Source organism: Sediminibacterium sp. FW305-C-49 (assembly GCF_058231085.1).
Window position 1 is genome coordinate 1,270,369 of the sequence record NZ_JBIQXS010000002.1, and the last position, 16,226, is coordinate 1,286,594.

Consider the following 16,226-nt stretch of genomic DNA (forward strand, 5'->3'; position numbering starts at 1 on the left):
AAAGCATGGTAAAGCATATCAAACCAACGGAAAGTGAGCTGGAAATACTCAGGGTTTTATGGGATAAAGGAACGGCTACCGTTCGTGAAGTACACGAAATTTTAAGCGAGCACAAAGATGCCGGATACACGACCACCCTTAAACTGATGCAGATCATGTTTGAGAAAGGGATCGTGAAACGCGACGACAGCAGCAAAACACATATCTACCGCGCCAATGTTAGCAGGGAAAGTACCCAGCAGCAGATTGTTGGCAAAATGATCAACTCATTGTTTGGCGGTTCATCGAGTCAGCTTGTGATGCAGGCACTCGGTAACCAGGCGCCGAATAAGGAAGAACTGGATGAGATTCAAAAAATGTTAGACAACCTGAAAAAACAATCCTGATGCAGTCTTTGTTTCAGTCTGCTTTTCTGCAAGCCCTCGGCTATTCCATTGCCAATAGTTTATGGCAAATGGCATTGTTATGGCTGGTATATGTTGTTGTTACGGCAGTATTGAAACCATCGGCTTCCCGTAAATATTTACTGGCAGCAGGTTTACAAACTATTGGCTTTATCTGGTTTGTGTTCACCTTGCAGTTTTATTATAGTCAGTACAACCGTTTCCTTTCCATAGAAGAAACGGGGTTCGATAGTAAAACCATTGCCACACTGGTTCCGCAGGGACAAGGTTTTCGTTCACAGATTATTGAATGGATGATTCGCGGTGAACAACTGCTTCCTTATTTATCTGTGGCTTATCTGCTTTTAATGCTCGTTCTATGTATTCGCTGGATAATGGGTTACCGCTACACTACCATGATCCGCAAACAGGGTTTGGTTAAGATTCCGGTCGACTGGCGTTTATTTGTCAAAAACACGGCACAGCAGTTGGGTATCAAAAGAGAGATTTCGATTTACCTGTCTGAGAAAATTGGTTCACCTCTTACCGTTGGTTTTATCAAGCCATTGATTCTTGTACCGGTTGCCAGCATCAACCATCTTACGGTGGCACAACTCGAAGCAGTGATATTGCATGAGATGGCACATATTAAACGCTATGATTATCTCATTAATATTTTATTGTCGGTAACCGAAATCAGTCTTTTTTTCAATCCATTTACCCAGTTGCTATCCCGTCAAATAAAAAAAGAGCGTGAGAACAGTTGTGATGACTGGGTATTACAGTTTCAGTACAGTGCTGAAACCTATGCAGAAGCATTGTTACGTATTGCAAAATTGCAGGCGGTTCCAGCATTTGCAATGGCAGCCAAAGGATCGAACGAACATGAATTACTTACCAGGGTTAAAAGAATGATTGGTGTACAGGATCAGGGATTTAATTATCGGAAACAATTATTTGCCTTCTTATTGGTAACGGGCATTCTCAGTTCTGTTGCATGGCTTAGTCCCGATCAGCAACAACAGCTACAGAAAGATAAGGTGAACGAATCTGCATTAAAAGATAAACAACCCGCAACATCAATAGATATTCAACCGGTTACTGTTGAGCCAATGGCCATGAAAGTAACCAACCCTTTATTCAATCCGGCTTTCTTTCTGTCAAAAACATTGAAAGAAGAGATGAACGATAATCTGCAGAAAGCTACGGATGAAATGAGGGCTACATTACAAAGCAAGGAAGTACAGGATGCGATAAAAGAAGTACCGGTTGTATTAAACGATGCATACAACACCCTCACTGCCGATCTTTTCAAAAATACAGCCGGCTGGAAAAAAGAGCTCGCAGAGCTGGAGAAAGCAAAAGTTGACATGAAATCAGCGCTGGCTTCTCTTGATACCCTTCCTATACCTGCAGCAGAAAGAAAACAGGCAAAAGAAGAAATGGCACTTTCCATTAAAAAAATGGAACTCGATTTTGCAGAAGCCAGGGAGGCCATCAGTAAAGTAACCAAGACAGCCATCCCGTTTAAAGTGGAGCAGGAACTGGTCAATAAGGAGATTGAAAAAGCCATCCTGGAATTACAAAAAATTCAACTCGATAAAAGTCTGGTTCCGGTTGTTGATCTGCTAAAAATGGTTGAGAAGATGGATATCAAGCTGGACAAAAGTGCACAATCAGAAAAACAGAAACTAAAAAAGGCAGATAAAAAGATACAGGAAAAGCTACAGGCAGATAAAGAAGAACAAGAGATACTGTTAAGTGATGAAGAACCAGCAATACCTTTTATTCAGGTTAGTCAGCCCCCGGTTGATCTCGACGCCTTATTTGAACAATGGGTAGCCCGTCAGATACAACAAATAAATGCATTTGAAAGTCGCCGTACACAACAGGACAGCGCATTCAAAGCGAGGCTGGAACAGTATAAAGCAAAGTTGATTCAGGTGAGAGGCAAAAAGAAAGCCAGGATCTAATTCCGATCTTTTATCCCTAATCTTTTAGCCCGGGATTTAAATCCCGGGCTAAAAGATTAGGGATAAAAGGAGTTTACCATAAATTTCTCGGGCACCAGTCTCCATACCTGTTACCCAACTGAAAGCCGATCAGTATTTCATGAGTACCCTTACTAACCGTATTCAGTCTTGAAGTCTGCAGATCGTATGAATAGCCGATATTGATATTGTGACTCACATTCAGCCCCAACATTCCTGCAAAACCATCCTGGTAACGATAAGAGCCACCCAACCATAATAAATCCTGGTACATGAATTTTGCATTGATATCAAACCCAACTGGCAGGGGTGATACATAACGGATCAGCGTAGAAGGTAATAGACTTACATCACGTGATAATTGCATGCGATAACCGGCACTAAAAAACAAATGCGGTACCAGCTTCCCTTTTTCTACATATACTGTGTTGTTAGAAAAAGCAATATTCTGTGGAACAATCTGCTGAGCAGACAATCCAAGGAAATAATCTTTGGAATACAACCATAAACCAGCACTGATATCAGGTCTTATCTGGTTAATCATACCACTGCTGGCAACAGCCGGATCTACCACTGTACTTCCGAAATTTAATTTGGACGCATCCAGACTCATATTGGTAACGCCTGCTGAAATACCTGCTGCCAAACTTGTACTGCTGGATATACCCAGGTGATAGGAATAAGTACCAAAAGCAGCAAAACGATTCAATGGTCCGGTTTTATCATTGAGTATGGTAAAACCAGCACCATGATGTGGTGCGGCTGATTGATAGCTACGCCAGTAAGCTTCGCCCCTTGGGTTCTCTCCTCTTGCACGCATACTCGTGGCTGTTTCCCATCCAAAATCATCCTTCTTCAAAGGACCGTGTATGGTAATATAAGTGGTAACAGGAGCATCCTGTATGCCCACCCATTGCATGCGGTGTGATGCTTTTACATCCCAGTAATTTTCAATACCAGCTACCGCTGGATTGATGATATAATTGTTCATGATATACTGCGTGTAATAAGGACGCTGTTGTGCCGTCAGCATTACAGGCAGTACCAGTATCATCATTAGATATATACCTCTACGGTTCATATTATTTTATAATGGTTATGGCTCCCGACATCATCGGTCGGCCATTTTTTGGATGTACAATATAGTAATAAGTCCCAATAGGCAACACTTTGCCATTCAGTTTGCCATCCCAGGGTCTTGAATAACCGGATGATCGGTAAACCACCTGACCAAACCGGTTAAATATATCAACAGTGGCACCCGGGTATCTTTCCAGGTATTTGATCTCCCAAACATCATGTACCCCATCTCCGTTTGGAGAAAATGCATTTGGAATGACGGGTGTCTTCAAAAGTATAACCCTGATTGTATCACTCACAGAACAATCACCAGTACCAGTAACTGTGAGCCTGTAAGTAATATCATCCAATGGGGTAGAGACAGTTGTAAATGCAGAAGTGCTGCCCAGAAAACTTACAGGTGTCCAGTTGAAACGCAGATTGTTACCATATACCCATAGTGGTGAAAGTGTAATATTTGTATTTTCCATTACGGTTACCGTTTTCTTTCCCATGGCTATCACCGGATTGGGGTATACTTCTACCTGGCGTGTGAATGTATCGCTCACACAACCTTTATCATTCATAACCGCTAATCGGATCAACTGCATACCTGAATCCTGGAACCGTTTTACCGGGTGTTGATTGGTGCGTATATCACCCTTACCCAGATCCCAATGCCATCCGGTAAGCGCAGAAGAACTTCGGGCATCACTTCTGTCGAAAAGATTAACAGGTTCGTTATAACAAACTGCTGTTGGATTTATTTCAAAAAAAGATTCCGGTGCCGGATGAACAAGAATGGTTTGCGTGCTTTCATGCATACAACTATGTCCACCAGAAAAAGCCCGCATACGGATGGTGTAGGATTGGCTGATATTGGTTGTTAACTGGTACTTATGTGTGTATGGCTTACCGGGTTGTGGGTTCTCATCAACTTCAACAATACCCGGCTGGTTGATAAGATCCCAGGTGATCTCCAGTCTGGTAACACTTCCAAAATCAACGGTTGAACGGTTCACCAGATGCACTGTTTTATTGGAACAAAGCGTAAGTGGTGATGTAATATCAAATGCCGCTTTCGGAATCGCTCCATTGACCGTAAAAACAGCAGTTTTACTGGCACTACAACCTTCTTTGGAACGTACTTCGAGCGATATATTATAGTGAGCTGCTTTATTAAATTTTACTACCGGATTTTTTTCGGTAGCTGTTAATCGATCCGGTCCAGGACTCACAGGAGAAACACCCGTATTAAAATTCCATAGATAGATAAAATCTGCCGGGTTGGCTCCCGTTATTTTACTGCTGTCGATAAACTGAGCTGAAGCATCATTCAAACAAACTTCCGGAAGTATAAACCCGGGTTCGGGTGATGGGTGAATGACAAAATCGGGAAGCAATTTAAACGGAGGGCTCTTACATCCATTGTTATTCATGACCACCAGGCTCACCTGCTTAACACCACTTGACGGGTATCGAATGATTTCTCCGGCATTCGTGGTTTTACTGACTACACCTCTCCCATCATCAAAATTCCATTGCCACTGTACCAGTTGTCCATCGGGAGTAACCGATGCATCCGTAAAAACAATATCAGTATCCACACATCTTATGGCAGAAGTCAGAAAACCAGCTTTGGGTGCTTCGGGTATCACCAGTTTTAATGTAAGCGGATCGGAGATACAGCCCACATCAGTTATACTTTGCATCGACACGGAATAATCTCCTGACTGCCCATACAATACTTTGAATACACTGTCTCTTTTATCATATACAGCACCATTACCCATGTTCCATAAGAACCTGTTGCCTTCTCCCAGGGCAGTAAACTGAACCGAATCGCTGGCACAACGTGTATGATCCCATTTAAAACTGGCCACTGGCTTGGGCAAAACCGTTACCGGAATACGTATTATACGTTCTACCGGGCCACAGCCACCTGCATTATCTGCATAAGCGTGAACAGTAATGGTATCTATACCAGATTGATTGAATGAATAGGACTTACCAGAACTGTAATAATAAAAAACGTTTCCATTGATGACACGTAAACTATCTGCCACAGGATTGGTTATCGGGCCAATAGTTGTAGATGGATTGATATATTGTGCTGCCGAAAAATCCCATGTAATACGAGTAGGCTCAAACTCAAGTTGTACAGCAAGCTGAACCGGCGTATTGATACAGGTAACAGCAGCATCGATACTTGCATAAGGATTACTGATCCTCGATCTGTAGCTGATATCTTTCAAACCGGTACCACCATTGTACGCATAAGATTCACCCACGCCTACTCCATATACAATGGCAGAAAAGCCCGTATCTGCCGTAATACGGTGCACCGGATTAGCAGATGAACTGATGGTTACATCTTCCTGCAGGTATGCATAATCTGTACCCTGTATATCTACAAAATTACCTTTGGGCAAGGCCTGGTCGATACGTACAGACTGTTTGAATTTTTTATCGATAACAATATTGACGAAATGATCGGTAATAGCCGACTGTGCGGGTGGTGCATAATTTCTGTCTGCCGAAAAGAACTGAACATCGTTTATAAATTGCTCAACAGGATTCAATACTACCATATCAGCATCGCCATAACAATCCGTTCCTTTCTGTACCACACAACTGTTGGCACAATTACCTGCATCCATATACTGTACAACTGATATAGACTGAGAAGCGGTAATAAGAATGGGTTGATCACTCAGAAAACTGGTCATATTGGCCAGGCTGGCAGGTGGTTTTGTGAGTGTGATCACCGTACCATTGAATTGCTGTATTTTAATTACCGTTTGCGGATCCTTAAAAAAAATCCGGTAAGTGGTATAAGCTTTTCCAAAAGGCACACCAACAAATTTTCTGCCCCAGGTATGTACCGGAAATATCTGCTGGTATAAATTATCGCCGGTGGCTGCACCCGAAGCAGCCGTGCAATTAAAAGAACTCCAGGTACTGCCTGAAAAAACAGCAATCGGTTTGCAGTTACCTATTCCGGATGATACCGATCGAACGATTGTTCCACTGATATCTTCTTTGCGTTTGCTATCGAGCATGTACACATCACCGGCATTGGTGAGGGTAATTTGCATGGGTTTCCCTGCTGGTTTCTGGTTTCGGCTTTCAAATGCAGGAGTTACTTCAATAATCGTATTGGGCTGTGTTGCAAGAACCGCAATGGATGAATATTCTCCATAAGTATTAGGGCCTGCTTCAGCAGTGCTGTAATGGCCAGGTACAACATATTCGGAACCCAATGAACTAACGGGTAAGATCATGGTGGCCCCGTTTTTTTCTTTTCCCAATATTTGAGAGAATACCGAAACGGGATCTGCTGTGGTTACCCTGATACCAGCACTTGCGTGAATACCATCAGTCAGACTGAGGTAGACAGAATTGTTACTAAAATCCGCACCGGTAAGATTGGCTGGTCCGATAAAAATCTTACAAGCTTCATTGGCTTTGATGCTGATATTTTTAGGCGCTTCTTTCCCCACCTGTATAGTGCCTGTGGTATTAACAGGAGAACTGATGTACACACCCATGGCAGAACTCAATCCTTCGAGATGAGAAGTATATGCTATCCAGAAATCTTTTCCTTTATTGGTGAGTTGTGCGGTTGCAGAAAGCTTTATCAGCCAAAAACAAATACAAAAACAAAGGATCCTTCCATGCTTCATGAACTGCGATTACTTTCTGTAGTGATGTGCTATTTTACCGCTTCTACAAGTTTACAATTTAGGCACAGTCGCTATTATTCTGTCTTCTTTTAGATAAACGGAAATGTTTTTATATGAACGACAGTTCGTAAAACAAATCTTTGCATCTACGAAAGAATCGAATTGTCTTATTTATACATGAAAAGACTCCACAAAAGAAAATTAATTACCTGATGATGGTAATGGCCCCTGTCATCTGGGGTTTACTATTTTTCGGGTTGATAATATAGTAATAGGTGCCAATCGGTAATGCTGTACCCGATACCCTGCCATCCCATGCCTTACTGTAACCCTGAGAGCGGTATACGATTTGACCGTAACGGTTATATACTTCTACCGTAGCACCCGGATAACTTTCCAGGTATTTAATATTCCAGGTATCATTGATGCCGTCGCCATTGGGTGAAAAGGCATTGGGTATTTCGGGCGACTTCAGCACTTTCACAAAAATGGTATCACTTACAGTACATCCGCCTTCTGCAATAAGGTTGAATGTGTAACGGATATCATTCATCGGTTTGGACAATGGCGAAAAAGCTGTGTCACTGCTGAGGTAACTGAATGGTGTCCACAGATAACTCAACTGGTTACCATACACAAATGAAGGTTTCAACCGCAGTTCGCCACCCTCGAGTACAGCGGTACTTTTTGTACCCATGATGAGTACTGGTAACGGATATACTGTAAAGCTCGCTGTTGTAGTATCGCTGCCACAACCAGCAGCACTGAATACATATAAACTGGTATTGAATATGCCGGAATCACGGTATGCTCTTACCGGGTTTTGGATGGTAGATGTATTGTTTTTACCCAGGTTCCATTCCCAGCGTGCAGGTGCCACGATTGAAGCGGCAGCAGACTGATCAGTAAAAGACATGGGCTCATCAAAACAAACCGAAGCACTTGAAATAGCATAAGCGGCTTTTGGATTAGGATGCACCGTAATGGTTTTACTTACTTCACTTACACAGGTATTACCTCCCGAATAAGCAACCATACGAATGGTAAAGTCTTGTCCGGCGGCATTGTTCACCGTGTATTTATGCGGATAGGTTTTGTCGGAAACAGGATTATCATCCGTCTGAAACTGTGTTGGTGTATTCACCCGATCCCAATAGATTTCTGATTTGGTAACCGATCCAAAATCAACTGTTGATTTATTCAAGATAACAATGGGTACTTTATCACACAGCACATTGTTCATCTGTACTTCAAAATCGGCTTTCGGAACAGAACCATTCACAGTGAATGTTTGTGAGGCCGTATTCACACAGCCATCTTTGGAAGTAATACGTAAGGAGACGGTATAGTTATCTGACTTGTTATACTTCACCTGCGGATTCTTGAGCGTACTGCTGCTGATATTGGGGCCTGGTGTAACTGCAGGAGTAGCTGCATTAAAATTCCAGAGATAACTAAACTGTGCTTCAGAGCCATCTGCTATTTTACTGGTGTCTGTAAACTGGGCAGATGCATCATTCAAACAAACTTCAGGTAATATAAATCCGGGTTGTGGTAAGGGATGTACAAATAATGCTGTAGCAGGCGTAAATACATCGCTCTTACAGCCAGTGCTGGTTTCTACCTGCAACGTAATGTTTTTGGTACCCGTACTGGCGTATTGTGCCACTTTAGCTGCATTGGTCGTACTGGTAACGGGTCCTGCCCCATCGTCGAGGTTCCATATCCATTTGGCAATGCTACCCGACTGTGTGGTGGATGCATCAGTGAATATAATATCATTATTTATACAGCGGATAGTTGAATAACTAAAGGAAGCTACTGGTTTTGTAGTAATCGAAATTGGCTTACTGACTTCATCAGAAATACAACCGATGTCGGAAATGGAACGAAGTTTTACGTTAAACACTCCGGGTTGAGCATATACTGCTCCTAATAAATCAGTGGTAATATCCAGGTTTGATCCATTACCCAGGTCCCATAACCACCTTACCCCTGAATTAAGAGTGGCTGCAAAACTGACCGGTTCATTTACACAGCCTGTGTGCTTCCAGGTAAAATCGGTAATCGGTCTGGCATTTACTTTAACGGGAATGGTATAGAGCTGTTCATTACTGCCGCAACCATCCGGCGAAGCAGAAGTTGTATATAGCTTTATCGTATCACGTAAAGTAGCTGTATTGGCATTGAAAAAACTGAAGCTTTGACCCGGACTGAAATAATAAAGCGTTTGTCCTCCTACAATTGGTGTGCTGTCGGCTATCGGGCTGTTAACGGGTCCAATTATAGCATTAGGGTTGATATTCGGCGCTGCTGAAAAATCCCATTTGACAGATGTAGGCTGAAATCCCAGTGGTAATGAAAACTTAACGGGGGTATTAACACAGGTTACCGCAGAATCAATTCGACCGTATGGATTAGAAAAAGCAGCCTGTCTGCTGAAATCCTTTACATTGGTTCCCGCATTATAGCCATATGATTCAACATTCCCGAAGCCATAAGCGATGGCAATAAAACCGGAGTCTGCCGTCAGGTTTTGTACTGGGTTAGTTAATGATACAGTTGTTACATCTTCCTGTAGATAAGAATAATTGGTACCGGTTATTGAAGTAAATGTAGCAACAGGTTTAGCGCCATTGATTTTAAAACTGGCGGCAGCATTGGAAGGAATGATAATATTTAAAAAACAGTTGGTAACCTGACTTTGGTTACGTGGAATCCAGTTTCTGTGCGCAGAAAAAACCGTGATATTATTGATGGTTTGTTCAACTGGATTCAATAGCACCATTTCAGGATCGCCTGTACTGGCTCCTGGCTGACAAGCTTGTGTAGTAAAATACTGTACAACAGAAATGGGTTTATCGGCCTCTATAAATGTTGCATTACCTGTAGCATATTCATAAAAGGAACTTTGTGTGAGCCCCGATAAAGTAATGGTAGCCCCATTCTCCGTTTTTTTAACAATCGTTGTGGGATCAGAAATATAAACACGGATAATATCACTTGTTCTTGTTTTGGCAGGTGCTGTCAGAAAATTTTTACCCCATGCCGTTACCGGGAAAAGCTGTTGGTACAAATTATCACCGCTGGTTGCGTTACCACAACCAAATGAACTCCAGGAAGTGCTGGAAAAAACACCTATACTTTTGCATCCTCCTCCTGAAGACTGAGATTCCACCAGTGTCCCGGAAATATCAGCATGTCTCTGAAACAATAATTGATAAACATCTCCAGGATTGGCAAGTGTAATCGTAAAAGGTGCGCCGGCGGGTTTACCGGTTGCTGTTTGTACTTTGGGGGTAATTTTCACCGTAGTATTGGCTTCTGAGGCAATTACCGTGAGTGTACCATAACCCGCTAAATTTCCCTGATTTGTGCTAACATTTGTATAACTCGGAACGATATACTGTTTTCCCCAAACGTTAGAGGGTAATATCAGGGATGCTCCAGACCGGGCATTATTAATAATATGTGCATATACAACTACCGGTTTATCAGAAACAACATGTATTCCCGCTCCTGTTTTTATACCGTCTGTAATTGTCTGATCCAAATAAACTGATGTACTGCTGGCGTCACAAGTGGTGCAGTTACTCCCACCAATAAACTTCTGCACAACTGCATTTGGAGTCACTGTGAAATTGATTGTTTGTGATCCCACTGAAATCGTTCCCTTGGCATCCACATCAGAAGTAATATAAATACCCATGAGCGAAACGGTACCATCAATATGCAAAGGATAAGATATCCAGAAATCAGTCCCTTTATTTGAAAACTGTCCCTGAACAGTCAAATTAAACAGTAGAAATATAGTAACAAATGAGAGGTATCTTTTCATTAGTGGGTTCAGTAAATCAGTTAGGCGGCTCAGTCGGATATGGGAGATTAAAATTAAGGGCTTAAGACTTATTGTGTAAAGATTATTTAACCGCATCAAACGTTGCCTGACAATAAATTACGTGCCCCTGGTCCTTCACAAAAAAGCAGATCGAGGATACTGAGGTTTTTTTGAAAGCCGATCCTGTCTTCAAAAACCTGGCGGTACCTGATACCGGTCTTCCCATCCTGGAAATGTCGGGGCAGCCACCGGTTTCTGTAATCGGCCGTTTCCGACGGATAAGTAGCCAGGAATGCCTCCGTCTCACTTAGCTGAGCGCCAGGCTTTAATTGTTTCACCAGCCAGGTCATGATCTCCCGGTTCAGGTCGAGCAGGAAAACAGGGCGGCGGTGATAGAAAGCTTCCAGCCAGTCGCGGTAATATTCATAAAAAGGAGAACGGTTATAACAGGATTCTATGGTTCGCCAATGTTGCTGCTGCCAGGGCAGGGAATAGCTGATCCTGACATCCTTCAACAACTGCTTCTGATCTCTTCCTTTTTCCAGCGGTACCGACAGATTCACCAGCCCATTACTTCCCGCCAGTACCATCCGGTTGCGAAAACTCATCTTCTGGAAGGTTTCATATACCTCAAATTCAATATTCGAAAATTGAAACAAAGTGTTTATGTAACTAACACATCCAAAGTATTGATATTCAAGTATTAATTTATTCATTTAGATGATCGCTATTCTATTTTTACAAGACTGATAAATGGTACAAAAATAAGGATATTTTTAATTTATTAAAATGTAAACAAAACGTTGTAAGTATTTGATTTATAGTCGCTTATTAACTTAATAAAATAACCAGTAAATTTAGTAATACAAAAACATCTTTTTGGAAGATAAAAAACTAAACTTATTAGCTATTTTATATCTGACGAATAAGGCTACGATATACGAGTTCCCACAAGGCAAAACTACCCACCTTAGCAATACAAGTTAATTCGGGATGAAGTTGGGAAAATCCACAAAAGACCCACACTCCTATTTCTGCTAAAAAGTTTCGTCATACTCTGGGTTACTTCCTGCCTTAGCAGAGTATTAACAATCCACCAAAAAATATAATACGATAAATCAAATGTTTTCAGAGTTCAAAAATTTAAGGGAAATGATGGCGGCTTATTCTGATGAAGATAAATGCCGGGCATACATGGAACAGATGCGTTGGGGCGGGAACCCTACCTGTCCTTTCTGTGGTATGCACACTCCCTATAAATTGAAGGACGGGAAAACATATCGCTGCAAAGCATCAACCTGCCGTAAGGATTTTACCGTAACCGTTGGTACTGTATTTGAAAACTCAAAGGTTAAACTATCGGTTTGGATGGCAGCGTTATACCTATGTACCGGGCATAAAAAAGGTGTTTCAAGCCACCAGTTAGCCCGTGATTTAGGATTGACACAGAAAACAGCATGGTTTGTTGAACATCGTATTAGGCTACTTATGGGTGATCCTGAACCAGATGTAGCTATGGATAATGTAGTGGAAGTAGACGAAACCTATGTAGGCGGCAAATGGGATAAAATGACCCGTTCAAGACGTAAGAAGCACCAAGAAAGCGGAAAGGATAATAAAGTGGCTGTTATGGGCTTATTAGAGAGGGATGGTAAAGCTAAACTAACCGTAATAGGTACAAACACCTTTAAGGACGTAGTAAGGCAACACGTAGCCCCTTCTGCGGTAGTTATTACCGATGCCCATAAGGGATATGTAGGACTTAACGAAGAATACCAAGCACACGAGGCAGTGAACCACTTAGCCCAAGAATTTAGACGGGGCATAGCCTATACTAACAGCGTGGAAGGTTTCTTTTCTGTGTTTAAACGCACCATATTTGGCACATACCATCAAGTATCTCCGAAGCATCTGCACCGCTATTGTGCTGAAACATCCTACCGTTTCAATACCCGTAAAATGACCGATGCAGCACGGTTTCAGGCTGTAATCTCCAACCCACAAGGCAGGCTCACCTACAATCAGCTCATAAAAAATGATGATGATGCGTAATTAAATTTTTATATTTATGAAAAAGAAATTAATGGGGTACACTATAAAAAATATTGAGATTGAAAATTTCAAATGCTTTAAGAAAAAAGTAATCATAGATTTTGAAAAAATTACAATCTTAACGGGTGCTAATAGTAGCGGCAAAAGTTCTATTCTTCATGCCGTCTTAGGATTAATTCAGTCAGGCGAATTCCCTTATAAATTTTCAACAAATGGAAAATTTGTAAACATGGGCGATTTTATTCAAATCTCAAATGAACATAATGAAAACAATAAAATAAGAATAAATATAAAGTTTTCAACAACAAATACTACCCCAGTCTACCAGTATCAAATAAATACAGAATGGGTTCAAGATTCTTCAACTTATTTACCCAAATTAAACTATTTGAAAATACTTACAGACGGAACAATATTCGAACTAAAAAGCAAACGGTCATATTACTCATTGAATTTTTTTTATGACCCGAAACTTGATCCAGAATACACCCCAGAAAAAGCAGTTAAAATTAGAAAAGATTTCCAAGAAAGAGTAATCAATCAATTTTCAAAAGAAAAATTCACTTCAAAATCAGAATATAATAAAGAAATCAGAAGACTAAAAATACTTAGTAGTTCTATTTTCAAAAAATGGGAAGTGGTAAATTATAAGATTGATAATATTGAAAATATTATTGAAGAGACGGAAGTATTGGCAAACATGAATTTAGAGTACGTTTTAAATGGATTGATAAGAGGACTTTCAACTGGTTATCTTAATTCCATTAATGCCATCAGTTCGTTCAGACATCACCCCGATAGGACATATTTAGAGCAATCTAAAGATCGATTGAAGATTGATAAATTCGGAGAAGGATATTTAGATCAGATTCTTCTATGGGAAAGAAAAAATCAGAAAAAATTTGGTGAGCTTAACAGCATTATGAAAGAACTGGGGTTATTTGATCGTATTTCTTCTAATAGAATAAAAGGCGGTAGATATGAAGCTCAAATTTTGACTAATAAAAGTAAAGTAATGAACTCAATATTTGATGTAGGGTTTGGAATTAGCCAATTTCTTCCAATTATTGTTGCTGATTTACAATTAAACAACTATTCAACATTATTTGTTGCTGAACCAGAAATTCATTTACATCCAAGCGTACAAGCAAAATTCGCAGACTATTTGGTTGATAAAATTGAAAAAAATAAAAAGACTTACATCATTGAAACTCATAGTGAATATCTATTGAATAGGTTAAGGCTTCACATTGTAAAAGGTACTTTAAAAGAATCTGACTTGTCTATTTATTTTTTGGAAAATATGGGAGAGGATGTTATTCTTCACAAGCTAAATTTCAATAAAAAGGGGCAAATTGAAAATGCCCCACAAAGTTTTTTTGATACATATTATATGGATATTAAAGATATTGCTTTAAATAGCTTCTAATGAATGATATATTTGTAGACGCAGATAGTGCAACGAATTTCCCGGGTCCAACAAATGAATCATTTGGAAGGTTTGTTCAATGGTTGTACGAATACGATCAAAATAACCCGAACTTAAACGCCCATTTAATAGTATCACAAAAATTATTAGTTGATTATTTTGCAGGCTGTAAAAACACAACTTGTAAAAATTCTATTGCATCCATATACAATTATTTAAATAATCAAAACAGAATAATTCAAAAAAGCACACAAGAGATAAATCAGTTTATTAAACAATATTTTACAAAAAGTGTTTGGGATTCTCTTCGTTGCAAAAGACCCGGTAGTAATGATCCTTATCATTTAGCACTAATCTTTCTTTCAAATAGAAAAATAGCACTATCTCAAGACAATGATTTGTTATATGATTTAACGAATGTTAAACTGAAAAAAATAAGAAATACGATCATTGCTTCTAATAACCCAGATGAACTACCTTACAGATAAATGTTGAATAAAACGCCTTCAAATAAAAAAGATAAAGGGAGAACTAAACTCAACATGACTTTTGAGGAAGCCATGAAAAAGGCTTTGTCTACTCCCCTGCCTAAAAAGAAAAAAGCTACAAAAGCATCAAAGAAACAATGAAATCCGAGAAAATTATACAGATAATAGGTCTGGCATTAATAACCTTTTGCGGTGCTTTTATCCTGTATAGTTCCTATAAATTTGAGGGTAAAGTAATAGTCTTACCTGATACAGTAGTTATTTTAGATAGTTCGGTATTGAAATAAAAAGGCTAAGTAATTGCATGATCTTTATCTAACCAACAAATATAAAAAACAGATTTATCTCTAAAACCATGTACCCTTTTAGTTTGATCAACTCTTAATTCAAACATAGTGATGTTAGGGTCAATTTGGTCTTTAAAATCACAATTGGGATATTGATGCAACGGTATTATAGTGTAAGCAAACCCATTTTTCCCTTGTCCCTTGTTGGCGGTTTTATAAATTTGTGTCCATGTATATTGATGAATCGTATCAATAAACCCCCAAAATACTTTCATATCAGCTTTACTCCATTCTGAAAAGCACTGAAATGGATATTGACAAAATCTTATAGATACCAATACATTGGCTTCATCTCCCGGATTAGTCCACCCATGCATTATGGTTGGATCTGAATTGAAATATTTAAACTGAACTTTCTTTTTTGAAACATCTTTTGGGATGATGCTTTGTTCAAGATGCCTTTTCCCCATGTTTTAAAAATTGACTATAATATTCAATCATTGATTGGGGGGTAATTTCATTATTTGATTTTGCATATAAAGGGACTCCATTTCTGGCATTAATCCAAGGAGATTCCTGATGAGTTAATTCTTCTAAGTAACTGGCAGAATGCTCTCCGTAAATAGCAGTTACTTCTTTTAGAAGAACACTTGTTTCAGGTTCAAAGTCGACAACCTGAACATCTGAATTAGCTATATCAATATTAGAATAAATAGCTGTTGCTTTAAATCTCTCATAAATTGATGGAATAACAGGGCCATGAACCCATGCTTCTATTTTTTCTTCAAAAAGAGGTTTATTAAAAATAGTCAAATGCCATGCTTGAGCATAATAAACTAATTTCTGGAGTTTTAAAGGAGACATTGTATCACCACTTTCTTGATTAATACTTCCTAAGAAGTAATCTGCTATTTGATTTGCGTGATACATACAAGGTTTTTTAAAGGGCGGCAAAGATAAACTAAGATAAAATAATTTAGTACAAATATTTGTATTTCTTGTAAAGTACAATA

General features: G+C 39.7%; 11 protein-coding genes. 5 read left to right on the forward strand and 6 right to left on the reverse strand.

All coding sequences use genetic code 11. The annotated features are described in order from the left end of the window. Positions 1-5 precede the first annotated feature (5 nt). Positions 6-386: a BlaI/MecI/CopY family transcriptional regulator gene (locus ACH3Z1_RS13060; RefSeq protein ID WP_490822420.1), complete on the forward strand. Its 381-nt coding sequence runs from the start codon at positions 6-8 to the stop codon at positions 384-386. Continuing rightward, positions 386-2,356, forward strand: a complete 1,971-nt coding sequence (locus ACH3Z1_RS13065; protein WP_490822422.1) for a M56 family metallopeptidase — start codon at positions 386-388, stop codon at positions 2,354-2,356. Before ACH3Z1_RS13060 ends, ACH3Z1_RS13065 begins: the two co-directional genes overlap by 1 nt. Positions 2,357-2,429: 73 nt before the next feature. Here the strand turns inward: ACH3Z1_RS13065 and ACH3Z1_RS13070 are convergent, their stop codons facing one another. From ACH3Z1_RS13070 to ACH3Z1_RS13085, 4 genes are all read right to left on the reverse strand, one after another. Next, positions 2,430-3,428, reverse strand: a complete 999-nt coding sequence (locus ACH3Z1_RS13070; RefSeq protein ID WP_490822424.1) for a PorP/SprF family type IX secretion system membrane protein — start codon at positions 3,426-3,428, stop codon at positions 2,430-2,432. A 28-nt stretch (positions 3,429-3,456) separates the two neighbouring features. Then, positions 3,457-7,119, reverse strand: a complete 3,663-nt coding sequence (locus ACH3Z1_RS13075; RefSeq protein ID WP_490822426.1) for a PKD domain-containing protein — start codon at positions 7,117-7,119, stop codon at positions 3,457-3,459. A gap of 205 nt (positions 7,120-7,324) precedes the next feature. After that, the gene (locus ACH3Z1_RS13080; protein ID WP_490822428.1) at positions 7,325-10,957 is read right to left on the reverse strand and encodes a gliding motility-associated C-terminal domain-containing protein; all 3,633 of its coding nucleotides are present in this window, start codon (positions 10,955-10,957) and stop codon (positions 7,325-7,327) included. A 95-nt stretch (positions 10,958-11,052) separates the two neighbouring features. Beyond that, the gene (locus ACH3Z1_RS13085) at positions 11,053-11,673 is read right to left on the reverse strand and encodes a WbqC family protein (protein ID WP_490822430.1); all 621 of its coding nucleotides are present in this window, start codon (positions 11,671-11,673) and stop codon (positions 11,053-11,055) included. 406 nt (positions 11,674-12,079) lie between these two features. On the opposite strand from ACH3Z1_RS13085, the gene ACH3Z1_RS13090 reads away from it, so the two are divergent. Genes ACH3Z1_RS13090 through ACH3Z1_RS13100 form a run of 3 tightly spaced genes read left to right on the forward strand, consistent with a single transcriptional unit; the run spans position 12,080 to position 14,926 of the window. Beyond that, positions 12,080-13,009 (forward strand): IS1595 family transposase, encoded by a 930-nt coding sequence (locus ACH3Z1_RS13090; RefSeq protein WP_490822432.1) that lies wholly within the window; start codon positions 12,080-12,082, stop codon positions 13,007-13,009. Between the two features lie 16 nt (positions 13,010-13,025). Beyond that, complete coding sequence (locus ACH3Z1_RS13095) at positions 13,026-14,438, forward strand: AAA family ATPase (RefSeq protein ID WP_490822434.1); 1,413 nt, start codon at positions 13,026-13,028, stop codon at positions 14,436-14,438. Continuing rightward, complete coding sequence (locus ACH3Z1_RS13100) at positions 14,438-14,926, forward strand: hypothetical protein (protein WP_490822436.1); 489 nt, start codon at positions 14,438-14,440, stop codon at positions 14,924-14,926. Before ACH3Z1_RS13095 ends, ACH3Z1_RS13100 begins: the two co-directional genes overlap by 1 nt. Before the next feature lie 292 nt (positions 14,927-15,218). Here the strand turns inward: ACH3Z1_RS13100 and ACH3Z1_RS13105 are convergent, their stop codons facing one another. Together ACH3Z1_RS13105 and ACH3Z1_RS13110 are read right to left on the reverse strand one after the other, a co-directional pair. Then, the gene (locus ACH3Z1_RS13105; protein WP_490822438.1) at positions 15,219-15,683 is read right to left on the reverse strand and encodes an MAG6450 family protein; all 465 of its coding nucleotides are present in this window, start codon (positions 15,681-15,683) and stop codon (positions 15,219-15,221) included. Then, positions 15,664-16,143 carry a Panacea domain-containing protein gene (locus tag ACH3Z1_RS13110; protein WP_490822440.1) on the reverse strand — a complete coding sequence of 160 codons (480 nt, stop codon included), beginning with the start codon at positions 16,141-16,143 and terminating at the stop codon, positions 15,664-15,666. The genes ACH3Z1_RS13105 and ACH3Z1_RS13110 overlap by 20 nt, the downstream gene beginning before the upstream one ends. Positions 16,144-16,226 lie beyond the last annotated feature (83 nt).